The sequence below is a fragment of the Acinetobacter sp. DL27 genome, assembly GCF_055810995.1.
The window spans coordinates 1,139,041-1,162,190 of sequence record NZ_CM147947.1; the positions used below are offsets into that span (position 1 = coordinate 1,139,041).

General features: G+C 42.2%; 26 protein-coding genes. 17 read left to right on the forward strand and 9 right to left on the reverse strand.

Going from position 1 to position 23,150, the window contains the following annotated elements; translation table 11 throughout:
• Positions 1–78: 78 nt before the first annotated feature.
• The 6 genes from AC0KVP_RS05480 to AC0KVP_RS05505 all read left to right on the forward strand — a co-directional run bounded on the left by AC0KVP_RS05480 (position 79) and on the right by AC0KVP_RS05505 (position 6,207).
• Positions 79–1,767, forward strand: a complete 1,689-nt coding sequence (locus AC0KVP_RS05480; RefSeq protein ID WP_005400597.1) for an AMP-binding protein — start codon at positions 79–81, stop codon at positions 1,765–1,767.
• Between the two features lie 74 nt (positions 1,768–1,841).
• On the forward strand, positions 1,842–2,834 hold the full coding sequence (gene bioB, locus AC0KVP_RS05485) for a biotin synthase BioB (protein ID WP_348924245.1): 993 nt from the start codon (positions 1,842–1,844) through the stop codon (positions 2,832–2,834).
• 70 nt (positions 2,835–2,904) lie between these two features.
• A complete protein-coding gene (locus AC0KVP_RS05490; RefSeq protein ID WP_473339526.1) occupies positions 2,905–3,579 on the forward strand; it encodes a class I SAM-dependent methyltransferase in 675 nt (224 codons plus the stop codon).
• 53 nt (positions 3,580–3,632) lie between these two features.
• A complete protein-coding gene (locus AC0KVP_RS05495) occupies positions 3,633–4,430 on the forward strand; it encodes a thioesterase family protein (RefSeq protein ID WP_087012169.1) in 798 nt (265 codons plus the stop codon).
• Between the two features lie 90 nt (positions 4,431–4,520).
• On the forward strand, positions 4,521–5,294 hold the full coding sequence (locus AC0KVP_RS05500; protein WP_473339527.1) for a Rossmann-like and DUF2520 domain-containing protein: 774 nt from the start codon (positions 4,521–4,523) through the stop codon (positions 5,292–5,294).
• Between the two features lie 127 nt (positions 5,295–5,421).
• A complete protein-coding gene (locus AC0KVP_RS05505; protein ID WP_473339528.1) occupies positions 5,422–6,207 on the forward strand; it encodes a fatty acid desaturase family protein in 786 nt (261 codons plus the stop codon).
• A gap of 53 nt (positions 6,208–6,260) precedes the next feature.
• On the opposite strand, the gene trmB is transcribed toward AC0KVP_RS05505, so the two are convergent.
• Positions 6,261–6,977, reverse strand: a complete 717-nt coding sequence (gene trmB, locus AC0KVP_RS05510; protein WP_473339529.1) for a tRNA (guanosine(46)-N7)-methyltransferase TrmB — start codon at positions 6,975–6,977, stop codon at positions 6,261–6,263.
• A gap of 192 nt (positions 6,978–7,169) precedes the next feature.
• Here trmB and AC0KVP_RS05515 point away from each other — a divergent pair, with 192 nt between their 5' ends.
• Positions 7,170–9,626: an ExeM/NucH family extracellular endonuclease gene (locus tag AC0KVP_RS05515; protein WP_473340429.1), complete on the forward strand. Its 2,457-nt coding sequence runs from the start codon at positions 7,170–7,172 to the stop codon at positions 9,624–9,626.
• A gap of 63 nt (positions 9,627–9,689) precedes the next feature.
• On the opposite strand, the gene AC0KVP_RS05520 is transcribed toward AC0KVP_RS05515, so the two are convergent.
• Positions 9,690–11,132: a SulP family inorganic anion transporter gene (locus tag AC0KVP_RS05520; protein ID WP_473339531.1), complete on the reverse strand. Its 1,443-nt coding sequence runs from the start codon at positions 11,130–11,132 to the stop codon at positions 9,690–9,692.
• A gap of 219 nt (positions 11,133–11,351) precedes the next feature.
• On the opposite strand from AC0KVP_RS05520, the gene AC0KVP_RS05525 reads away from it, so the two are divergent.
• The 3 genes from AC0KVP_RS05525 to AC0KVP_RS05535 all read left to right on the forward strand — a co-directional run bounded on the left by AC0KVP_RS05525 (position 11,352) and on the right by AC0KVP_RS05535 (position 13,028).
• Positions 11,352–11,963 (forward strand): glutathione binding-like protein, encoded by a 612-nt coding sequence (locus tag AC0KVP_RS05525; RefSeq protein WP_473339532.1) that lies wholly within the window; start codon positions 11,352–11,354, stop codon positions 11,961–11,963.
• 156 nt (positions 11,964–12,119) lie between these two features.
• The gene (locus AC0KVP_RS05530; protein WP_473339534.1) at positions 12,120–12,701 is read left to right on the forward strand and encodes an NAD(P)H-dependent oxidoreductase; all 582 of its coding nucleotides are present in this window, start codon (positions 12,120–12,122) and stop codon (positions 12,699–12,701) included.
• A 15-nt stretch (positions 12,702–12,716) separates the two neighbouring features.
• Positions 12,717–13,028 (forward strand): putative quinol monooxygenase, encoded by a 312-nt coding sequence (locus AC0KVP_RS05535; RefSeq protein ID WP_473339535.1) that lies wholly within the window; start codon positions 12,717–12,719, stop codon positions 13,026–13,028.
• 40 nt (positions 13,029–13,068) lie between these two features.
• On the opposite strand, the gene AC0KVP_RS05540 is transcribed toward AC0KVP_RS05535, so the two are convergent.
• From AC0KVP_RS05540 to AC0KVP_RS05565, 6 genes are all read right to left on the reverse strand, one after another.
• Entirely contained in the window at positions 13,069–13,794 is a 726-nt protein-coding gene (locus AC0KVP_RS05540) for a hypothetical protein (RefSeq protein WP_473339537.1), read from the reverse strand.
• 184 nt (positions 13,795–13,978) lie between these two features.
• Positions 13,979–14,764, reverse strand: coding sequence for a thiazole synthase (locus tag AC0KVP_RS05545; RefSeq protein ID WP_005400610.1), 786 nt, complete (start codon positions 14,762–14,764; stop codon positions 13,979–13,981).
• A gap of 12 nt (positions 14,765–14,776) precedes the next feature.
• Positions 14,777–14,974 carry a sulfur carrier protein ThiS gene (gene thiS / locus AC0KVP_RS05550; RefSeq protein WP_078388931.1) on the reverse strand — a complete coding sequence of 66 codons (198 nt, stop codon included), beginning with the start codon at positions 14,972–14,974 and terminating at the stop codon, positions 14,777–14,779.
• Between the two features lie 19 nt (positions 14,975–14,993).
• A complete protein-coding gene (locus AC0KVP_RS05555) occupies positions 14,994–15,359 on the reverse strand; it encodes a DUF423 domain-containing protein (protein WP_004982244.1) in 366 nt (121 codons plus the stop codon).
• A gap of 129 nt (positions 15,360–15,488) precedes the next feature.
• The gene (gene rpoH, locus AC0KVP_RS05560; protein ID WP_004982243.1) at positions 15,489–16,358 is read right to left on the reverse strand and encodes an RNA polymerase sigma factor RpoH; all 870 of its coding nucleotides are present in this window, start codon (positions 16,356–16,358) and stop codon (positions 15,489–15,491) included.
• A 138-nt stretch (positions 16,359–16,496) separates the two neighbouring features.
• Positions 16,497–16,730, reverse strand: a complete 234-nt coding sequence (locus tag AC0KVP_RS05565) for a sulfurtransferase TusA family protein (protein WP_004696251.1) — start codon at positions 16,728–16,730, stop codon at positions 16,497–16,499.
• A gap of 391 nt (positions 16,731–17,121) precedes the next feature.
• Between AC0KVP_RS05565 and AC0KVP_RS05570 the strand changes: the two genes are divergently transcribed.
• Complete coding sequence (locus AC0KVP_RS05570) at positions 17,122–17,334, forward strand: cold-shock protein (protein WP_004648643.1); 213 nt, start codon at positions 17,122–17,124, stop codon at positions 17,332–17,334.
• 97 nt (positions 17,335–17,431) lie between these two features.
• Positions 17,432–18,583 carry an ATP-dependent RNA helicase RhlB gene (rhlB, locus tag AC0KVP_RS05575; protein WP_473339539.1) on the forward strand — a complete coding sequence of 384 codons (1,152 nt, stop codon included), beginning with the start codon at positions 17,432–17,434 and terminating at the stop codon, positions 18,581–18,583.
• A 59-nt stretch (positions 18,584–18,642) separates the two neighbouring features.
• On the opposite strand, the gene AC0KVP_RS05580 is transcribed toward rhlB, so the two are convergent.
• Complete coding sequence (locus tag AC0KVP_RS05580) at positions 18,643–19,023, reverse strand: hypothetical protein (protein ID WP_078388929.1); 381 nt, start codon at positions 19,021–19,023, stop codon at positions 18,643–18,645.
• Between the two features lie 232 nt (positions 19,024–19,255).
• Between AC0KVP_RS05580 and AC0KVP_RS05585 the strand changes: the two genes are divergently transcribed.
• The 5 genes from AC0KVP_RS05585 (at position 19,256) to gspM (ending at position 23,134) form a co-directional block, all read left to right on the forward strand.
• Positions 19,256–19,831: a nitroreductase family protein gene (locus AC0KVP_RS05585; RefSeq protein ID WP_473339540.1), complete on the forward strand. Its 576-nt coding sequence runs from the start codon at positions 19,256–19,258 to the stop codon at positions 19,829–19,831.
• Between the two features lie 23 nt (positions 19,832–19,854).
• Positions 19,855–20,928 carry an NAD(P)H-dependent glycerol-3-phosphate dehydrogenase gene (locus AC0KVP_RS05590; protein ID WP_004982230.1) on the forward strand — a complete coding sequence of 358 codons (1,074 nt, stop codon included), beginning with the start codon at positions 19,855–19,857 and terminating at the stop codon, positions 20,926–20,928.
• A 102-nt stretch (positions 20,929–21,030) separates the two neighbouring features.
• Positions 21,031–21,486, forward strand: coding sequence for a phosphoglycerate mutase family protein (locus AC0KVP_RS05595; protein WP_005400615.1), 456 nt, complete (start codon positions 21,031–21,033; stop codon positions 21,484–21,486).
• A gap of 29 nt (positions 21,487–21,515) precedes the next feature.
• Positions 21,516–22,655, forward strand: a complete 1,140-nt coding sequence (gene gspL / locus AC0KVP_RS05600; RefSeq protein ID WP_473339544.1) for a type II secretion system protein GspL — start codon at positions 21,516–21,518, stop codon at positions 22,653–22,655.
• The gene (gspM, locus tag AC0KVP_RS05605; RefSeq protein WP_473339547.1) at positions 22,655–23,134 is read left to right on the forward strand and encodes a type II secretion system protein GspM; all 480 of its coding nucleotides are present in this window, start codon (positions 22,655–22,657) and stop codon (positions 23,132–23,134) included. Before gspL ends, gspM begins: the two co-directional genes overlap by 1 nt.
• The last annotated feature ends 16 nt before the right edge of the window (positions 23,135–23,150 follow it).

Genomic DNA, 23,150 nt, shown 5'->3' on the forward strand with positions numbered 1-23,150 from the left:
TTGGTGTTTGAAGGGAAGTAGTCATAGAACAATTAAAGTTGAATAACAAGATTACAATGAATCAAGGAGATCGATTCGATGACACAAGAACGGTTAAGTTATGCCTATGGAACGAGCAGTCAGCCTCTATTAGGAATGACGATTGGTGAGAAATTTGATCAGGCGTGTCAGCAGTATGCGGAACAAGATGCTGTTGTCAGTCTGCATCAAAATGTCAGACTCACGTATAAGGAATTACAAGCTCAGGTCAATGCGTTTGCCTGTAGTTTACTAAAACTGGGCTTGAAAAAAGGCGATCGACTTGCGATTTGGTCACCGAACTGTGTGGAATGGACGATCACCCAGTTTGCTGCGTTTAAAGCAGGCATCATTTTAGTCAACTTGAACCCTGCCTATAAAAGTAATGAGCTCGAATATGTGTTGAATAAAGTCTCTTGTAAGGGCTTGGTCATTGCATCGCAATTTAAAAGCACGAATTATCAAGATATTCTAATGAAAATTGCACCTGAAATTAAAGGTGCTGAAAATAAAGTGTTAAAGGCAGAACGACTGCCACATTTGAAATATATTATTAAAATTGATGAAGAAGAACATACAGGGCTGCATCGTTTTAGCGATTTGCTTACTCCCCCCAGCAAGAGACAGCTCAATCAATTAGAGCTTGTTGCAAGCGAATCGCAGTTTGATGAAACCATCAATATCCAGTTTACTTCGGGCACCACAGGTAACCCGAAAGGCACAATGCTGACACATAATAACATTCTCAATAATGGTTATTTTGTTGGTGAAGCCATTCACTTAAGTCCTGCCGATCGTGTTTGTATTTCTGTACCGCTCTTTCACTGTTTCGGTATGGTGATGGGCAATTTGGCCTGCATTACGCATGGTTCAACCATGGTCTATCCATCGGCGGTGTTTAATCCTTTAGAAACGTTAAAAGCCATCCAGCAAGAAAAATGTACGGCTGCATACGGTGTGCCGACCATGTTTATTGCCATTTTAGAGCATGAACAGTTTGATGATTTTGATCTTTCCAGTTTACGTACAGGCATTATGGCGGGCAGTCCTTGTCCACGTGAAATTATGCAACGTGTCATCGATCGTATGCACATGTCCGAAATTACCATTTGCTATGGTATGACTGAAACGGCACCTGTCAGTGCACAAAGTTCAACCTCGGATTCAGTTGAACAAAGGGTCGGAACTGTGGGGCGCGTCCATCCACATCTTGAAATTAAAATTGTAGATGAACAAGGCAAAGTTGTGCCGCGCGGTCAGTTGGGTGAACTGTGTGTGCGTGGTTATTCGGTAATGTTGGGTTATTGGGAAGACCATGAGAAGTCACAAGAAGTGATTGATTCAGCACGTTGGATGCATACGGGCGACATCGCAGAAATGGACGAAGCCGGTTTTGTAAAAATTAAAGGCCGGATTAAAGATGTGGTCATTCGTGGCGGAGAAAACTTATTTCCGAAAGAAATCGAAGACTTTTTATACACCCATCCTGATGTCAGCGATGTCCAAGTCATTGGTCTGCCAGATGCACGTTATGGTGAAGAGTTGTGTGCATGTATTATTTTACATGAGCATCATGAAATTACGGAAGAGTCGATCCGTCAGTACTGTGCAGAACACATTTCACACAATAAAGTTCCACGTTATGTCCGGTTTTTTAATGAGTTCCCAATGACGGCTTCGGGCAAAGCGCAGAAGTTTAAATTGCAGGAATTTATGCGTAATGAACTGGACTTGAAAGAAATCGCATAAGGTTGAAGACGGACTTTCCTTTGCTGGGTTAAAGCCAAAGGAAAGTCCGAAGTGAAAAGCAAAAGGAATAGCATATGCACCTGAGAAATGATTGGACTCGCGCTGAAATACAAGCACTCTACCAACAGCCTTTTTTAGATTTGGTCTTTCAAGCACAGCAAATTCATCGTCAGTACTTTGAAGCGAATGCCATTCAAGTCAGTACTTTACTGTCGATCAAAACAGGAAAATGCCCTGAAGACTGCAAATACTGTTCACAGTCTGCGCGCTATGACTCAAAGCTTGAAGCTGAAAAAAGAATTGCGGTTGAAAAGGTTATTAGCGAAGCACAGCAGGCGAAGGCCTCGGGTTCTACACGGTTTTGTATGGGCGCGGCATGGCGAAATCCACATGAGCGCGATATGCCTTATGTCTTGGATATGGTGCGTGAAGTCAAAGCTTTGGGTTTAGAAACCTGTATGACCTTAGGCATGCTGAATGCCTCCCAAGCCGAACGATTAAAAGGTGCAGGACTCGATTATTACAATCATAACTTAGACACGTCGCGTGAGTACTATCCAAATGTGATTAGTACCCGTAGCTTTGACGACCGTTTAGATACCTTAAGTCATGTCCGAGAGGCAGGCTTAAAAGTGTGTAGTGGCGGGATTGTTGGCCTAGGTGAAGAGACCAAAGATCGAATTGGCTTGTTGTTTGAATTGGCGACTTTACCGATACATCCTGAGTCTGTGCCGATCAACATGCTGGTCTCAATGCAGGGTACGCCTTTGGCAGAAGTTGACAAGTTAGATGTGACTGAATGGATTCGCACTATTGCGGTAGCGCGAATCATTATGCCGAAAAGTTATATTCGTCTGTCCGCGGGACGTGAATCGCTGTCCGATGCAGATCAAGCTTTGGCTTTTATGGCCGGTGCAAACTCATTGTTTTCTGGTGAAAAATTGCTGACTACGCCAAATACAGCACAAGGCAAGGATCAACAACTCTTTCAAAAACTGGGTTTACATGCAGAAAAAGCCAAACCCCAACTTGCTGAGTTAACAGTCGATGCTATGGCTGTGGCTTAAGTGCTAGAACATGCGGTCATGAATGTGTAGATTTAGGGCGACGATTAAAAGTAGATGAGTGAACAATAAAATGGCGAAAGACTTTCAGAGTCAAACTGTAGTGGATGGTTATGATCAACATATTCGTAAGCTCATTCCAGGTTATGAGTTGGTTCATCTGCAAATTCAAGCCATTTTAAAAACACATCTACCAAAACATGCGCACGTATTGATTGTGGGGTGTGGTACAGGTTATGAGCTTTCATATTTGTTGGCGCAGCATCCGACGTGGAGTTTTACCGCTGTTGACCCATCTTTGACCATGATTGAAAAAGCGCAGCAGTTATTGAGCGAGACCCATAGTGATTTAGCACGGGTTCACTTTGTGCATGGTGATACGACGGCATTACAGGAAAGTGCACAGTTTGATGCCGCTTTAGCCATATTGGTGGCGCATTTTATTCCACTTGAAGCAAAGCCATTCTTCTTTGCCGATATTTTACGCTGTCTTAAAACACAAGCTATTTTACTGAGCTATGACCTGATGAGCTCTAGTGATGACACTGAACTCAATATTTTACAAACCTTATGTCAGAGCAATGGTTTGACGGTGGGACAGAGTGAAAAAATGATTGAGCGCCTGCAACAAGATTTTTATTTGGTTTCGGCCAGCCAGATGCAAGAGCTTCTGACTAAAGTTGGATTTCATGAAGTACGAGCTTATAGTCAACTGTTGAATTATTATGGTTTTTTTGCACAAAAGTAAAAACCAATAACAGTGAAAAAATACATTTTAAAGATAAGAATGAAGGAATACACATGGCAGCCTATTATCAACTTTTAAATCGTGAACAGCACAGTGATGGGAGCTGTACGGCGTCTTATCTTTCCAATATTCATGCACAAGGCGCATGGAACCCGCATGAACAGCACATGGCACCTGCAACAGGGGTTTTATGTGCGGAGTTAGAGCAGTTTCAACCACGCGATGAGATGCGCATTGGACGCGTGAGTTTAGATATTTTTGGACTGATTGCTTTTGGTGAGTTTACCGTGCATACCCGTGTCATTCGTGCTGGAAAAACCATTGAACTGATCGAGGCAGAAATGCAGGCAAACGGGAAGACTTGTATTGTGGCCCGTGCTTGGAAAATGATGAAGCAAGATACCAGTGCAATTGCAGGGCTAGAAGATCAATCGATTGTACATCCTGAAACTTTGCCAGTATGGGATGGGATGAAATGTTGGCCGGGTGGTTATATTCAGAGTATTGAGACACGTGCGGCAGAAGGGCACCGTGCTGGTAAAGGCATTGTCTGGTTACATAATGATTTGGACATGGTGGAAGCTCAGAAAACATCAAGTTTTGTGCGCTTATTGGGTATGGTGGATACAGCCAACGGTATTGTGCCACGTCAAAATCCAGCATCTGGATGGGGCTTTCCCAATTTAGATCTACAACTGCATTTATACCGTTTACCTCAAGGGAAATGGTTAGGTTTGGAAGCGACTCAGCAATATGGTGATGATGGTATTGGCTTAACCAGTGCGGTTTTGCACGATGAGCAAGGCCCATTTGGTCGTAGTGAACAGATTTTGACCCTGCGTAAGTTTTAGTTGGTCAGTGTCAATTTAATAAAAAAGGATGAATTGCTTCATCCTTTTTTTATTGGCATGCTGTAGGCACTTTAAAATAGTGAAATGAAGATGCGGATCAGTTTAATTGGAGCGGGGCGGGTGGCTCATCATTTGGCCAAAGCCCTGATGTCTCAGCATGAAATCGTCAATATTTATAGCCGAAGCTTCGACAAAGCTGCGGATTTGGCGCAAGTCGCACATGCAAAGGCGGTCAGTCATTTTCAGCAGTTAAATGCTGATGTTGATTTGGTGATGATTGCAGTAAGTGATCAGTCTATTCCGAGTGTGATTTCGGCATTGACTGAATATCTGCCGAATGTGTTGATTGTACATACTTCAGGGAGTACAGCTCTTTCAGTTTTGTCGACGAAACATGCACGTGCAGGAGTTTTTTATCCCTTACAGACCTTTAGCTTAGAACGTGAAATTGATTGGTCAAATACACCGTTGTTTGTAGAAGCCACTGAAAATACGGATCTTCAAAGACTACATACACTGGCAGAAAGCCTGAGCCAACGCGTGTATAGCTACAGCTCTGCGCAGCGTCTAAGTTTGCATTTAGCGGCCGTTTTTGCCTGTAATTTTAGTAATTATTGTTATGACATGGCGAAACAAGTGGTGGATGCAGAGCAGGTCGATTTTAGTCTGCTATACCCCTTGATCTTAGAAACTGCGCAGAAAGCGACACAGAATGATCCGAAGCAGATGCAAACTGGCCCTGCGATGCGTCAAGATCAGAATATTTTACAGATGCATCAACAGATGCTTGCGCAAGATCAACGAGCGGATCTTGCTGAAGTGTATGCCTTAATGAGTCAGCAGATCAGTCAACGTCACAGTTGACATTCAATATAATAAACGAAGAAGTGAGTCACAAAGAACAAGCAAAGCCACTGAAAACGTGGCTTTTTTTATGCCCTAAGATTCGGTACAGTGTTGCTTAAAATAAATACAAACAAATAGAGGGTATATGCGTTCACATTCATTATTAGAACAAGTGCAGTGGAAAGATCTCGTTCATTTAGGCCGTACCGATGTTATTAGTGAATTATTTATCTCTTTGCCATGGTTGATCGTCTCTTTCATTTTTGCAAGCTTACAGTGGTATGTCTTGGCGCTGTTTTGCTCATTTATGTTTTTCTTAACAGGGCTCAGACAGGTGCATAACGCCTTTCATTTTGCCTTAGGCATTAGCCGACCTGCGACCCATTGGGTGATGTTTGTTTTGAGCATCGTCATGCTCGGCTCGATGCATGCGGTACAAATTAATCACCTCCGCCACCATCAGCACTGTATGCAGGACGAAGATATTGAAGCGAAAAGTGCAACCATGAAGTGGTGGCAAGCTTTGCTTTTTGGCCCAGTCTTTCCATGGATGTTGCATAAAAAAGCCTTTGAGGTTGGGACTAAAACCCAGAAAAAATGGATGTCTGCTGAGCTTGTTGGCAACGTCATTGTATTGTTTTTGGTTTTTGTGATCTTGGATATCAGTATTTTAAAATACCATGTCAGTGCCATGTTGATTGGACAATGTATGACAGCATTTTTTGCGGTGTGGACGGTGCATCATGATACGGAAGATCATGTGTATATGGCGCGTACTGTGCGTAATGAGTTTAAACGAGTCGTGACTTACAACATGTTTTATCATGTGGAGCATCATTTGTTTCCCGCAGTGCCGACACGACGTTTACATATTTTGGCAAAGCGTTTGGATGAACATGATCCAACGGTTGAAATTAGGCATGTGTTCTAACATTTTAAGCATAAAAATAGGGCACTAGGCCCTATTTTTTGAAGATCTAAAATTTATTTAATTTTCTTAAATAAGAAGTCGTTGATCTTATGACCTTCTTCGAGTCCACGACGTTCAAATTTAGTTTGTGGACGCCAGTCTGGACGTGGGTAACTGTTACCTTTACCTGCCATATTTTCAAGATTTGGACGGTTGTCGAGTACATCAATCATCCATTCTGCATACGGTTCCCAGTCTGTCGCTGCGTGGAATGTGCCACCCATTTCTAGCTTTTGCTCAACCAGTGGCATACGGTCATGTGATACGAAACGACGTTTGAAGTGACGTTTTTTCTGCCATGGGTCTGGGAAGTACAGTTGCACAGCATTGATGCTGTTATCTGGCATTTCACGTAATACTTGAATGGCATCTGCATCTAAAAGACGAAGATTAGTTAAACCTGCAATTCCAGCTTCATACGCACATTGCGCAATCCCTGGAACATGCACTTCAATCCCGACATAGTTACGTTCAGGGTTGGCCTGTGCCATCAAGACCAATGAACGTCCCATACCAAAGCCAATTTCAACTGTGAGTGGGCGCTCTGGATGTTCAAACTGCTGACGTAGGTCACCTACAGGATATTCCAAAATCATGTGACCATATTGTTCAAGCGCAGTGCGTTGCGAGGTATTCAGCGGAGATGAACGACGCATAAATGTCACAATTTCGCGGTGTTCATTTAAGTTGTCTAGCTCGACGACTTGCTGGTCTAATTGATCATTCGTCATAATTTTGGCAGATGTAGAAATTCGAAAGCGGTATTGTAAGTCCTGAGCAGGACAAGTCAAATTTTTTACTCAGAATTTATTAAATTCAGCACCATTGAGTGTGCGCAGCCTAGAAATTGTCATCATTTATTAATCATGATGTAACGAATAAAAATTAACCTGCCAGCTGATTTAACCAACTGATAAAAAATGATGAAAAATTTTAAGCCACAGATATTAAGCCTGAGCCTGATTTTGGCGGGTTGTTCTTTTCCTGCGTATGCACAACTCTTATTGAGTCAGTATGTAGATGGAAGCAAAAATAAGAAAGGATTGGAAATTTATAATCCAGACCCGACGACAGTCAATTTGGCAGAATATCAGATCAAGCAATACGCAAATGGCAGTACCAGTGCAAATTTGACAGTGAATTTGACAGGTCAATTGGCGGCAAAGGGGCATTACTTGGTCGGGCATTCTGCTTTAAAAGAAGCTCTGGGCGATGCGGTACAACAGCAGGCGAACTTAGCTTTCAATGGTGACGACACTTTGGTGCTTTATCATAATGGCGTTGCGATTGACCGCTTTGGTACAGTGGGCGAAAGACCAAGCACTGGATGGGGTGGTGTTGCAACAGCGAATAGTTTTAAACGCACTTTATTAAGCAATAATGTTTCTAGTAGGGGGATAGACGTTACCGCACCATTTGACTTGGCGTCGGCATGGGAAAAGTGGTCAGATCGAGATGCCTTTTCCAGTTATCTTGCTGGAAATACAGTGGTACCACCATTGAACACCGTGAGCTGTAGTACGACAGCTACCCCAATTGCGACATTGCAAAGTGCAGCGCAAGATGAGGAATATGTGGTGAAAGGCGTAATCACGGCTGATTATCGTTATAGCAATGGTTTCTCAGGTTTCTTTGTACAAACACCTGATGTTCAAGCCCAAGCCAATACCAGTAATGCGGTGTTTGTCTATGTTCCCTCTTCAAGTCGCGTGACAGGTGGGCAAGTCGGGCAGGAAGTCATTTTCAAAGGCAAGTTAAAAACCTATCAAAACCAACTGCAGCTTCAAGATTTAAGCAGTGATATTAATGTCTGTAATCCTTCGGCGAGAGATTGGGTTAAGCCAATGGCGATCAATTTGCCCTTTGATAATTTGACTGAAATGTCAGGCCATGTACCAAAACGCTATCAAGGCATGTTGGTCAATATTCCTCAAACGCTCACGGTAAGTGAAAACTATGACTATGGGCGTTATGGTCAGTTGGCTTTAAGCCCCGCGCGTTTATATATCCCAACCAATTTATATCCTGCTCATTCAACCGAGGCCAAAGCACTGGCACAACAGAATTTACGTTCTAAACTCATTTTGGATGATGGCTATAACAATCAGAACAGAACGCCGTGGTTGCCAACTTCCTTTAGTGCTAAAAACACCCTACGTACAGGTGCACAACTGCAAAATGTACAAGGTATTTTAGAATACCGTTATAACCAATGGCGAATTCAACCTGTGCTTGGTGCAACAGCGCCACAAGTCTTAGACGCGCCAAACCCACGTACGAGCGTTCCAGCAAAGGCCACACAACAAATTCGTGTTGCAGCATTTAACGTACTGAATTATGACAATGGTTTGGCACAAGGTTTTCCGACGGAACGTGGTGCAAGTTCCGAAGCTGAGTTTAAAAAACAACATCAGAAAATTGTCAGTGCATTAAAAGCGATTGATGCAGATGTTTATGGTCTGATGGAAATTGCCAACAATGGTTATGGCGAGCGTAGTGCAGTTGCATTTTTAGCCCAAGCGCTTGGAAGCGACTGGAAATATGTGATACCTCCGAATGCTGACAAACTTGGAACCGATGCGATTGCTGTTGCCATTATTTATAATGCTAAGCGGGTCAAACCAATCAATGTTGCAGCGGTCTTTGATGACCAGAGCCAGAAAAATCGAGTCACGATGGCACAAACTTTTCAAGCCTTATCTGGCGGGAAGACTTTTACAGTTATTCCGAACCATTTGAAGTCTAAAGGTAGCTGTCCAGATGATAAAAATTCGATAGAGGCAGATCAGGGCGATGGTCAAGGTTGCTGGAATCCAACCCGCGTTAAAGCGGTACAAGCGTTAATGCAATGGGTCGCGAAAAATCCAACACAGGTAAGTAAACCGAATGTCTTACTGTTAGGTGATCTGAACAGTTATGCCAAAGAAGATCCAATTTTGGCGCTTGAACAAGCCAACTATAAAGTACTGTTGAATGATGAAAAAATTGGTCAGGGGAAAGCAGCTTATAGCTATGTTTTCGGCGTAGCCAGTAATGCTCAAGGTTATGGTGGTGCAGGAAATCTAGATCATGCGATTGCCGATGCAGCACTTTATCCTTTGGTGAAAAAAGCATTTGCATGGCATATCAATGCGGATGAGCCGACGGCACTAGACTATAACGAAGAATATAAAACGGAGGAGCAAATTGCTGCATTCTATGCAGACGATGCTTACCGCTCTTCTGACCATGATCCTGTGATTGTGGATTTAGACTTAAACGATGCAGTGGTTAACGATGATGATAAAACCCATGCCGGAAGTACAGGGCTGTGGTCTGCATTAGGATTAATTAGTTTGGCCTTGTATGGCAGTTTAAGACGTCGCAAGAATCAGTCTTAATCCGCTTTATGGATAATAATAAAAGGGCGTCATCGCCCTTTTATTTTGTCTATGGTTTCAACTTTATGAGCTGATACGGTCAATGAGGGTGCTGCTGGCTTCATTTAAGCCTAACACCTCGACCACAACACCGTGGACTTCAAACTTTTCAACTACCGCATTTAACATGTGGACTGAAGTCATATCCCAAATATGTGCATTACTGAGTTCAATTTCAACCTTCTGAATATGTTCGTTAAAGTCAAAAAACTGAAAGAATTTCTCTGAACTGCTAAAGAAAATTTGACCGCTCACCAGATAGCGACGGGTATGGTTATGCAGTTCGGACTGAACATGAACCGTACTTTCCAGTTTATTGATGAAAAATAATGCGGACAGTAAAACTCCGACAAAGACACCCAAGGCAAGATTATGTGTGGCTAAGACAATCATCACGACACTGAGCATCACCACATTACTTTGTAGCGGATGTTTAGAGAAGTTTTTAACCGAGTCCCATTGAAAGGTTGTAAATGCCACCATGATCATAATGGCAACCAAAGCTGCCATTGGAATATAAGACAGCCAGTCTTTAAAAAACACCACCAAACACAGTAAAAACACACCAGCCACTAAGGTTGAAAGCCGAGTACGTGCCCCAGAGCTGACATTAATCACAGACTGTCCAATCATGGCACAGCCTGCCATACCGCCCATAAAACCGCTCACAATATTGGCCATGCCTTGTCCGCGACATTCTTGATGACGGTCACCTTCAGTGCCTGTAACTTCATTTACCACCGTGGTGGTCATCATTGTTTCAAGCAAACCGACGGTCGCTAATGTGATGGCGTAAGGGAAGACAATTTGCAGCGTTTCAAGGGTTAGTGGAATATCAGGTAGTAGAAAAATAGGTAAAGTATCGGGGAAATGACCTAAGTCACTGACCATACGCATGTCTGTGCCTAAAAACAGCGCCAAAGCGGTCAGGACAAGAATACAAATAAGCGGTGAGGGAATGGCTTTCCCTACTTTAGGCAGATAGGGAAACAGATAAATCACCGCGAGGCCAAGTACAACAAATGTATAGCCCCAGTAATTCATTTGGCTGAGTTCTGGAAGTTGCGCTATGAAAATTAAAATCGCCAGCGCATTTAAAAAACCATACACCACAGACTGCGACACAAAACGCATCAGTTTGGCGACTTTAAAATAACCCGCAACGATCTGAATGACCCCAGTGAGAATGGTTGCCGCCAGTAAATACTGTAGGCCATGCTCTTTGACCAGTGTGATCATGAGTAGGGCCATCGCGCCTGTTGCTGCTGAAATCATGGCTGGACGGCCACCAAAAAAAGCAATGCTCACTGCGATACAAAAGGAGGCATACAGTCCGACTTGAGGGTCTACACCTGCAATTGCTGAAAAAGCAATAGATTCGGGAATCAGTGCAAGTCCTACCACTAAACCTGCTAGAACATCGGTACGAATGTTAGAAAACCATTCATCTTTTTTAAGGCTAATCACAGATCAAATTCATTTTAGGGACAAGGGAGCTATGTTAAAACAACTCTGTTGCAAATTGCAGTGTCGTTGTACTTGAAAAAAAATGTGAATTAGACAATATTCAATAGGCGAACGAATGATTTTTCGTTTACGCTTTTTTGCAATTTACAGGTTTTGATCACTTGAAAGTTTGTTAGAAGCCATTTAAAACAGAGAATAGAGTTATAACAAGGATCAGATATGAAGCTTTATTATGCACCGGGTGCGTGCTCGCTTGCGGCGCACATTATCCTCAATGAAATTAATGTTGACTTTGATTTAGTCCGAGTAGATTTAAAAACACATAAAACAGAAAAAGGTGCTGATTATTACGAAATTAATCCAAAAGGATATGTCCCCGCTTTAGAAATTAATCCAGGTTTGATTCTGACTGAAAATGTAGCCATTTTGCCATTTTTAGCACAACATGATCCAAAGCAAGATCTTATTCCGCCATCGGGTTTGGGGCGTGCCAAAGTTTTAGAATGGTTAGGTTATTTAAACTCTGAATTGCACGATGCTTATGCCGTTTTCTTTGGTGCGCCATTAGATGCTGCTGCCAAAGAAAAAGCCTATGCAGAGATTGATCGTTTACTCAGTTATATCGATAAACAAATTGGTGAGTCAGATCATGACTTTTTGGTCGATGATAATTTTGGCCCCGCAGATGCATATTTATTTGTCCTCACCAATTGGTCAAATGGCATCGAACATGATTTATCACCATATAAAAATATTATCTTTATCCGTAATAAAGTAGCTGAACGTCAGTCAGTACAAATTGCAATGCGAGATGAAGGTCTAATTCCATAATTCTGATGCATTGCAGAAGCGCCGAAAGGCGCTTTTTTTATACTTTAAAGTTTATTGTTGATATTTAGTCAATAATATTTTGCAGACTCACTACTTTTTAGCGCAGAACAGAGTCTTTATAGTGCCTGCATAGATTTTGGCTTTTAGGCTATTCCCATGAAAAATATTTTATTAGTTAACGGTGCGAAAACTTTTGCACACTCGAATGGTCAGTTAAACGATACCTTAACTCAACTTGCACAAGAGGTCTTGTCAGGCTTAGGACATCAGGTTCAAGTGACCCGTGCCGACAGCGAATATGATGCAAAAGCTGAAGTGGAGAAATTTCTGTGGGCAGACACCGTGATTTACCAAATGCCGGGTTGGTGGATGGGTGCACCATGGACTGTGAAAAAGTATATCGATGATGTCTTTACCGAAGGGCACGGTAGTCTGTATGCCAATGATGGTCGCTCACGTGCAGATGCTTCAAAAAGATATGGTTCAGGTGGTCTGATTCACGATAAAAACTATATGCTGTCGTTGACATGGAATGCACCGATGGATGCATTTAATGATGCTGAACAATTTTTCCATGGGGTTGGGGTCGACGGAGTTTATTTACCTTTTCACAAAGCCAATCAGTTCTTGGGGATGCAAACCTTACCGACGTTTATTGTCAATGATGTGATTAAAGCACCTGAAGTTGAAGCCTATATGGCACAGTACCGTGACCATTTGACGCAAGTTTTTGCTTAATCGGGAGAAGCGAGTATGTTAACTGTCATTGCTGAAATTATTTGTCATTCAGAGCAAGATTTTACAACGGTTCTTGATTCATTCAACAACATCCGTGAGCAAGTATTACAAGAGCCCGGTTGCCATCTCTATGATGTGCATATCGACCATCCTGCTGTTGAGAGTGCATTACAAACCAAAGTACCGTTTTCAATCATGATGTATGAAAAATGGGAAAGCATGCAGCATTTAGAAACACATATGCACAGTATCAATATACAGCAGCATGCTCAAGCAACTGAAGGTGCAGTTGCTCATGTACAAATTCGTATTTTAGAAGCGCAATAAGCTACGCATATGAGTTTGACAGCGCTTTTCTTCGCTCTGTTTATTTAAACTCTAGTGGCTCATTGAACTGAACCTGTTCGAGTTTCAATGTGTAGCGCTGTTTGAGTGTTGTCCATTGAACTTTGACAGGTTGTGTTGTTTCAGCAAACTCATTTTCACCTGTCGTAATTTTTACTTTACCTGTCATAAAGTTGATACTTCGCGCCGTGATGTCGCCTGATGCACGGTGGAAATCATCGACATCATAACCAATCAGTTTAAATGCACGGTCTTGGTATCGGAAAGTATACGTGTGATTGGTCACATACCACGAACCACAGCTTAACCAGTAGTGCAGATGAATTTTGAGCACGCCTTTTTGAATGCTTAACGCTTCAGTCTCACCCATTGGATCAGCGAGGCAAGGGGACTCTATGTCACCTTCTGTCGGCAAAGTAGTATTAGTCGCCGCAAGTTGATAACCATGCGTTTGCTTCAATAAAACCAAAAGCTTTCGTTCATTGATATTGAGGACATCACTCCCTAAGCGATCATTTTTAACAATATGTTCAGGATTGGTGTCTTCAATAATCAGGGCAATATCCGCTTGACCATCTTGGTTTAAATCACTTTGGACTTTTTCTAAAATCTTCCAGTTTTTTGGCACAAAAGATTGGTAGCTTGTTTTGAGAGTCGGTTTTTCCTCTACTTTGGCCCAAGCATTGCTTGTGAGTGTTATGAAAAATAGGGCGTTGAGTATGAGTGTTGGTCTGATCCATTTTTGCATGGGCATCGTTTCCTCTCATTTTTATATGGTTATAGATGTTTGAAGGTGGATATTGCTGAGTGTATCAAAGCGTGTGGCGAAATGTCCCTACAATCTAGGTCATCATAAAGTGTTGTCCTAGTGTCGAAATAAATAAAAAAGGACTCCGAAGAATCCTTTTTATCGCTTAAAATAGATTAAGAGATTATTTAAAGAAATAACCTGTTTCTGGTGAGCTTGCATTGGCCATACGTTTGCGAGGCATACGACCTGCGAGGAACGCCTCTCGACCCGCTTCAACTGCTTTTTTCATTGCAGAAGCCATTAAAATCGGGTGTTGAGCGGCAGCAATCGCGGTATTCATCAACACGCCATCACAGCCGAGTTCCATGGCAATGGCTGCATCGCTTGCCGTTCCCACACCTGCATCCACCAATACTGGCACTTTGGCATTTTCTTTAATAATAGAAATCGTGTGTGGATTCAAAATTCCTAAACCAGAGCCAATCAAACTGCCTAAAGGCATGATGGCAACGCAGCCCATGCTTTCAAGTTCTTGTGCCACAATTGGGTCATCCGAGGTATAGACCATGATTTCAAAACCATCGTCAATCAAGGTACGTGCCGCTTTTAATGTTTCGGTAATGTTTGGATATAGCGTTTTTTCATCGCCCAATACTTCAAGCTTGACCAAGTTATGACCGTCTAATAATTCACGCGCCAACATACAGGTACGCACGGCACTATTGGCATCAAAGCAGCCTGCTGTATTTGGGAGAATGGTATATTTTTCAGGTGGGACCACGGACAATAAGTTTGGTTGGTCGGGGTGTTGACCAATATTGACGCGACGAATCGCAACCGTCACGATTTCTGCGCCACTGGCTTGAATGGCCAAATCGGTTTCTTGCAGGTCCTTATATTTACCTGTGCCCACCAGTAGACGAGATTGAAATGATCTAGAACCAATGATGAGAGGGCTGTCTTGCATGTGAACTCCGTATTAACCGCCACCGACGGCATGAATAATTTCAATTCGATCCATTGCACAAATTGGGGTGTGTTCCAATTTACTTTTACTAATAATGTTTTCATTTTGCTCAACAGCAAAACGTTTGCCTTCAAGTGCAAAGGTTTGCACTAGCTCAAGCAGAGTTTTACATTCGGTATGCTGTAGTTCGCCGTTTAAATAAATCTGCATCGTGCTCATCTCTAGTTGTTTACTTGGCATATTTCATGGCATTCCATGCCAGAACCAACCAACCTGCAATCATCAATGCCCCACCAATCGGGGTAATCGCACCTAGGCCACGCGGTAAGCCCAATGCCATGACATAGAGGGAACCACAGAAAAAGAAGATGCCGACTTGAATCAGTAAAAAGCTGGTTTTAATGGGAAGTTGGGGAATAACTTTGGCCAAAATGCCGAGCGCCAGTAAACCCAGCGCATGGTAAAAAAAGTAATCAGTTGCAGTTTGCCACCAAGCCAATTGGGCTTCAGTAGCACGTGCTTTGAGACCATGTGCGCCAAAGGCACCTAATATAACGGCAAACGCTAAATTCAGCGCTGAAATCGCAATCCACATATGCAATGCTTTACTTATATCACTGTGCGCAACAAAGTAGCATATTTTGAAGAAAGGTTAAAAGACAAAAAGCCTCATTTATTAGTAAAAAGAAAAGGGCATTTCGCCCTTTTCTGTATTGGTATCATCTTAGTTCGATGACATCGCCACTTTAATTTTTTCCATGGCATTTTTTTCAAGCTGACGAATACGTTCTGCCGAAACATTATATTCAGCAGCCAGTTCGTGCAGCGTCGATTTTTCATCATCTAACCAACGGCGCTGTAAAATATTACGTGAACGATCATCAAGTTGTTCCATCGCATCATGCAGAGCATTGGTACTTTGTTCTTCGTAATCTTCTTCTTCAGCCAAACGCGCTGGGTCGTAGCGGTTATCTTCAAGATAGAGCGCAGGTGCAACATGGGTTGAACCTTCATCGTCATCATCGCCCTGAGCTTCAAATGCTGCATCATAAGCAGTTAAACGACCTTCCATTTCTAACACCTGTTCAGGTGTCACATTGAGGTCATTTGCAATCGATTGAGCTTCTTTTAGAGTGAGCTTTTTAGACGATTTTTTTAGACTACGTAAATTAAAGAACAGTTTACGCTGTGCTTTAGTGGTCGCAATTTTGACAATACGCCAGTTACGAATCACATATTCGTGAATTTCTGCTTTAATCCAGTGCACCGCAAAAGAGACCAAGCGTACGCCCATGTTTGGGTCGAAGCGTTTAACGGCTTTCATTAAGCCCAAGTTACCTTCTTGAATGAGGTCACCTTGAGGTAAGCCGTAGCCTGCATAACTGCGGGCAATATGAACCACAAAACGCAGATGCGACATGACTAAAAGTTTAGCGGCATCTAGGTCTTGGTCATAATAGTAGCGTTCAGCTAACTCTTTTTCTTGTTCCGCTGTCAAAATCGGGATTTGGTTGACAGTACTAATATAAGCGCCCAAGTTTACACCTGGTGCCGATAATGACAGGGGCATCAATTGATTGCTGCTGTCACTCATGTGTTCTCCTTAGGGATTTCATTTTTACCCAACAATTGAATTTATCTTAATCCAATCTTCCACTGAATAATGGAAAATTGGGTATAGAAATGTAAACTTTTATGCAAATGTGAATAGACTTAGTGTAATTGAAAAGAATTAAGATTCAATGAAGTAGTGAAATTCATGTTCATTAATTTGTTTCAAAACGCAAGTTAAATGATGGATTTCGCAATAACGCGTGATATCGATCTGACTGTGCGGATCAGACGATTTTAATAGAAAATGCTGCGCCGGACTCTTCTTAAGTGCGCGTTTAAGCAACAACAGAGGCATAGGACATGGTTGCCCCATTGCATCAATAATGTTGGTATTTTGTTCGATATCACTCATATAGCTAAGTAAGGCTTCACAACATTTAGGTGGGTAGAAATATTAGCAAATTCAGTGCCAAAACCCAAATATTTCATGTGTTATAGGCCTATAGTCGCTATATCTAAAATTACAAATAACTAGTTAAAAAATATGCTGAATTAAAAAGACGATTAATCAAAAAAAAGGGTATGAATTGTTTTTAACCCATGTTAAGCTCGTCGCGTACTGGGATTTAACACAACCATAAATTGTTTTAAATCCTATTTTACAAATGGATGTAACCGGGATTTTGTTAATAGTTATACAGAATGATTACAAGCTTAGAAATAATAAATATTTTTAAACCTTGTTTGGTCTGCTGTTTGCAACACCGGGTGGTCCTTCTTTTAGATACAATGAGGATTAACTTATGACAGCTCGTGAACAAGGCGTAGTTAAATGGTTCAACGACACTAAAGGCTTCGGCTTTATCCAACGCAATGGCGGCGACGATGTATTCGTTCACTTCCGTGCAATCCAAGGCGACGGCCACCGTTCACTACGTGACGGCCAACGCGTTGAATTCAGCGTTGTAAAAGGTCAAAAAGGCTTCCAAGCTGAAGAAGTACAACCTTTAGACTAATTGTCTGAACGTACTTTAAAACGCCCCAATGTAAATTGGGGCGTTTTTGTTTATACTACAGATCAATTTTCGTGATTTTTCGTCAGAGCGCACTTATATGTCATCAGGTTTTGAAACCTTAAATTTACATCCTCAACTTAAACAAGCTATTGATGCTTTAGGTTTTAAGGATATGACGCCTATTCAGCAAAAGGTTTTAAAATTCACTTTGGCGGGACACGATGCAATTGGTCGTGCGCAAACAGGTACAGGTAAAACAGCGGCATTTTTGGTGAGCGTGATTAACGACTTGCTGAATAATCCAATTCAAGAGCAGCGCTACCGCGGTGAACCTCGTGCCTTGATTTTAGCACCGACTCGAGAGCTTGCACTGCAAATCGAAAGCGATGCGAAAGAACTCACAAAATTCTCAGATTTACATGTCGTGACGCTTTTAGGCGGCGTTGACTTTGATAAACAAAAAGCACAACTCGATAAAAAACCTGTCGATATTATGGTGGCGACGCCAGGTCGTCTGATTGACTTTGTTGAGCAAAAAGAAGTTTGGCTCGACCAGATTGAGTTTTTGGTGATTGATGAAGCTGATCGCTTATTAGATATGGGCTTTATTCCTTCAGTCAAACGTATTGTTCGTTTCTCACCGCGTAAGGAACAACGTCAGACTCTGATGTTCTCTGCAACGTTTAGTTACGATGTTTTAAACCTTGCGCAGCAGTGGTTGTTTGAACCTGTAACTGTTGAAATTGAGCCAGAGAAAAAGACCAATGCAGACGTTGAACAACGTGTCTACATGGTCGCAAAGTCTGATAAATATAAATTGCTACAAGACATTCTGCGTGATGAGCCCATTGAAAAAGTGATGATTTTCGCAAATCGTCGCGATCAAGTGCGTAAGCTCTATGACAACTTAAAGCGTGATGGCTATAAAGTGGTGATGTTATCAGGTGAAATTGCACAAGACAAACGTTTGAAAATGTTAGATCAATTTAAAAATGGTCAACATAACATCATGATTGCAACCGATGTTGCGGGACGTGGTATCCATGTGGATGGTGTGTCGCATGTGGTCAATTTCACTTTACCTGAACAGTCGGATGACTATGTGCACCGTATTGGTCGTACAGGTCGTGCTGGTACGCGTGGTGTGAGTATCAGTTTCTTATCTGAAGATGATGCATTCTATCTACCAGAAATTGAAAAAGCCATCGGGCAAAAACTGCCACTGACACGTTTAGAAGGTTATTGCTAATCGTTTGACGTGATTGGTGTAAAAAAACCGCTCAGATGAGCGGTTTTTTTATGGCATTTTTATTTTGCTTTACACGAAAAAGTCAGGACTGTTTGATAGTCACTGTCTTGGTTAATGCCTGAGTTTGTACCCGAAATAGAACCTAGTACAGATGCGGCTGCTTGGATCATTTTTCCAGTTTCGTCACTCACTACGCCTTTCAAAGCACCTTGATATTCAGTTTTTTCATCACTCACAATCGCTGTTGCTTTAGAGCCACACGTTTTAGCTGCTGCTTCAATGGCGTTGTTTTTTGCAATCAATGCAGTTTTACCAATACCCGTAACTTCGTATTGATTGTCAGCTTTTTGGATCGCTAAAGAGTTGCTTGGTGTCGATGCGCAAGCGCTTAGAAGTAGTGTTAGTGCTGCTGCTCCAGCAATAGCGATATTCTTTTTCATTTCATACCCCAGTCATGTTTTATTAAATCATTGTTTATTGGAACATAGCTTGTAGGATGAATCATGTAAGAAATGTATGAAAAATGCAGTCTTATCGAACAGTTTGAAAAATGCTCAAAATTTTAAAATTAGTTTTGCCGAAACTGGGTATTTCATACTGAAGCCCTAGAGCAAACTTTTCAGAGTGTGCTACTCTAAAACGTATTGTTTAATTTGAAAGATTAAGAGCCTAATGACGGAACTCGCGGTAGATATCGTTCACCAGAATATGCATCAACGTCAATCGATTGGCCATTTGGTCGAGCCTGCTCCCAATGCAGAACAATTAGAGCGGGCATTTCAAGCCGCATTGACTGCACCAGATCATCATCGTTTAAAGCCGACACGTTTTATCGTGATTGCTGAAGATCAACGTGAGGCATTTGGTGAGTTATTATCACAAGCCTTGGCAGATTTGGGTGAGACTGAGGTAGCACAATTAGAGCGTGTTAAAAATCATCCTTTTCGGGCCCCATTACTGGTTTTGGCACTGACCAAATTTCATTCGCATCCGAAAGTTCCTTATTTTGAGCAGACTTTAAGTAGTGGGGCTGCTATTCAGAATTTTATTTTGTCCTTACAAGCTCAAGGTTTTTCGAGCATGTGGCGTAGTGGGGCAGTGGTGGAATCGGTGCATTTCAAACAGGCTTTAGGCCTCAGCGCAGATGATTTGATCTCAGGTATTTTATATATTGGTACGGCAGTTAAAGCGATTCCGCCACGTGCCGAAATTCAAACCCAAGATTATGTAAGTTATTGGAATCAATAGTGCCATTTTAGGATATAAAAATAATGTCAGAGTTAAAGTTTTCAGATTTGGTTGAACCTGTAGCAGTAGATCAAAAAACGGCACTACGTATTACCGTTTTGGGTGGTGGTAGTTTTGGGACGGCGATGGCGAATACCGCGGTTCGGAATGGCTGCGATACCATGATTTGGATTCGTGATGAAGCGGTTGCGGCTGATATTAATGCGACGCACGTAAATAAACGCTATTTGCCCGATTTTAAACTTGAAGATGGTTTACGTGCAGTTTCAAATATAGAAGAGGCTGTTCGTGATCGCGACATTATTTTGGTGGCGATTCCGAGTCATTCTTTCCGTGATGTACTCAAACAAATTAAACCGTTTATTACTTCGCAAGCAGTGGTGTCTTTGACCAAGGGTATTGAAGCGAATACGTTTAGTTTTATGAGTGATATTATTCGCTCAGAGCTACCAGAAGTGCCTTATGGCGTGTTATCTGGGCCAAACTTAGCCAAGGAAATTGTGGCAGGACAACCAGCGGGAACAGTGATTGCAAGCCAGTCTGACTTGGTGCGTTATGCGGTACAGCAAGCTTTACATAGTGCCTTGTTCCGTGTTTTCGCCAGTGATGACGTGCATGGTGTAGAACTCGGCGGTGCACTTAAAAACATTTATGCGGTTGCGATGGGAATGGCTGCTGCATACAAAGTCGGTGAAAATACCAAGAGTATGATTTTGACTCGTGCTTTGGCGGAAATGAGTCGTTTTGCTGTGAAATTGGGAGCAAATCCATTGACCTTCTTAGGGCTGTCTGGTGTCGGTGATTTATTTGCAACGTGTAGCAGCCCACTCAGTCGCAACTATCAAGTCGGTTTTGCACTGGGGCAAGGCAAGAGCTTGGAGCAGGCAACCACTGAATTGGGACAAACAGCAGAAGGGATTAACACCATTGTACAAGTCAAAGCACGTTCTGAAGAGTTGGATGTGTATATGCCGATTACCAGTGCGTTATACAGTGTTATTTTTGAAAATGCACCACCAATGACAATTGCATTATCCTTAATGAAAAATGGACACCGCAGTGATGTGGAGTTTGTCTTGCCGCATCATGAGGTTTAAAGTCACTTAAAAGCCGAAATAAGATGAGCGTTTAAGTGGATAGAGTGACTGAATTGTCATAAAAATTAATTAAAATAATCAGGATTTGAATAAGGATTTTTTATGCAACTGACTTTGGTACGTCATGGCGAAGCTGCGCCACCGATCATGGGGAATGACACTAAACGCCCACTCACCGAACGTGGGCATGCACAGGCAGAGCAAACTGCTGACTTTTTAAAGTCACGGATCCAACCTGATGTCTTTGTGGTTAGCCCATTGCTGCGTGCGCAGGAAACATTGGCACACATCAAACAGCACTTTGCGGATGTACCTGTTGTAATCTGTAATACCATTAAGCCAGATGATGATGCAAAAGCAGCTGTGGAATGGTTATCACATTTGCCGTATGAGTCTATTGTGGTGGTGTGCCATATGAATGTAGTTGCACATATGGCCTCGATTTTGGTGACAGAATCTTTCAATCCTTATGCTTTGGCTGAAGCACGGATTTATGAGCAAGCGGTTATCGCGGAAGGCTTGTCGACACAGACAAAAGCATTTATACCTAGCATATAAAAACCAATTAAAACGGCAGAATATAATACATGTTGCAAATTTGGATGCCCGAAGCCGATGGAACATGGCACTGGTCTATAGGGGAAAGATGGCAATCTGCTCATACACTTGAGCAATTGATCCAAGATATACAAGCGCATCATGGTGAGGAAGCAACAGTTTTCTTTCCAAGCCGTGATGTGCAAATTATTCAGCAAAATATGCCTAAGGCTCAATACAAGCAGTTGGGGGCTGAAGGTGTGAAGTATTTGCTGGAAGAATATGTATTGAGCTCAATCGATCAGATGAAAGTATTACATCACTTTCAAGCGCCTGAGCAACTCACTGTTTTGGGTATTTCAAAGCATCGTTTAGAGACTTTGCAGCATGCCTTGAGTTTGATTCCTGTGAAGCTGGTCAGTCTATTGCCTGATTTTCTGATTTTGCCTGTACCTGACGCAGAACAGGTAATCTTGGGTTGTATTGAAGAACGACTCCTGTTTCGCTCTAATGCTTGGTTGGGCGGATCAATTGATGATCTTGCTGTATTTTTAGATTATCAAGTAGCCAATCAAAAATATAAGATTTGTAATTTTAGTGCTTCATACATGCATAGCTTAAACGCTAGTGTGACGCAGGAGCAGCTTGAATATTTCCATTATGAATGGACGGCATTGCCCAGAGCAAAACAACATCCATGGAATCTTTTGCCGAAGGTGAAAGAGCAACATGTTTCAACGGGCTATTGGAAAGCCTGTGCGGCGGTATTGGCTGCATTGATTGTGACGCAATTGACCTATGATGCGACCCGTTGGTATCAAAATAAAAAGCTTGCAGAGCAAGTGGCTGCTCAGGCGGTCGACCAATTTAAATATTGGTTTGGTGCGAATTATCCTGTGAGCGAGCAAACCCTGCGCAGCCAGTTTGAATATCAACTAAATATGAATAAACAAGCGGATGCTCAAGCTTTGTCTTTATTGAGTCGCGTTGGGCTTGTGCTCATGCAACAGCAAATTGTGGCTAATCAGGTGGTGTATGAAGCGAATAGCCTAAATATGCAACTTAAAGCCAACTCGGCAGAGGCTTTACAAATACTCACTCAGCAGCTTAATCAACAAGGTTTTCAGGTTGAATTAGGCAATATTCAGCCGACCACGGGTGGGGCAATTGGAATGGTGAAAATACAATAATGAAAGCCATGCAAAATTTACAAACTGTTTTGGATCAGCGTTTAGAGCTGATCAGTGCTTATTTTGATCGTCTTACACCACGCGACCGTATATTGGCTATTTTCTTGGTTGTTTTTGTATTGGTGAGCTCGATAGGGGCTGTACTTTGGTATACCCATGCAGCGGCAGAGAAACAGCAAAAACGCGTGAACCAGCTCAAAGAAACCATGACATGGATGCAGAGCAATGCAGTCACCATGAAATCGAGCTCAGATGGTCAACTAACCCCGGTGGAGCAGATCCAACGTATTGCACAGCAGCAAGGCTTATCGGTTGCTTCGCAGCAGAATGCTGAACAAATTCAGTTGGTGGTAAGCCACGCAAACTATGTGGTGTTGGCCAACTTTTTGACCCAACTAACGCAAAATGGTTTGAGTATTGAAAAAATGGAGTTGGTCTCAGACGCAGGGCAGATTAAATTATCAGCTAGCGTGAAATAATCGCTAAAAATAAAGC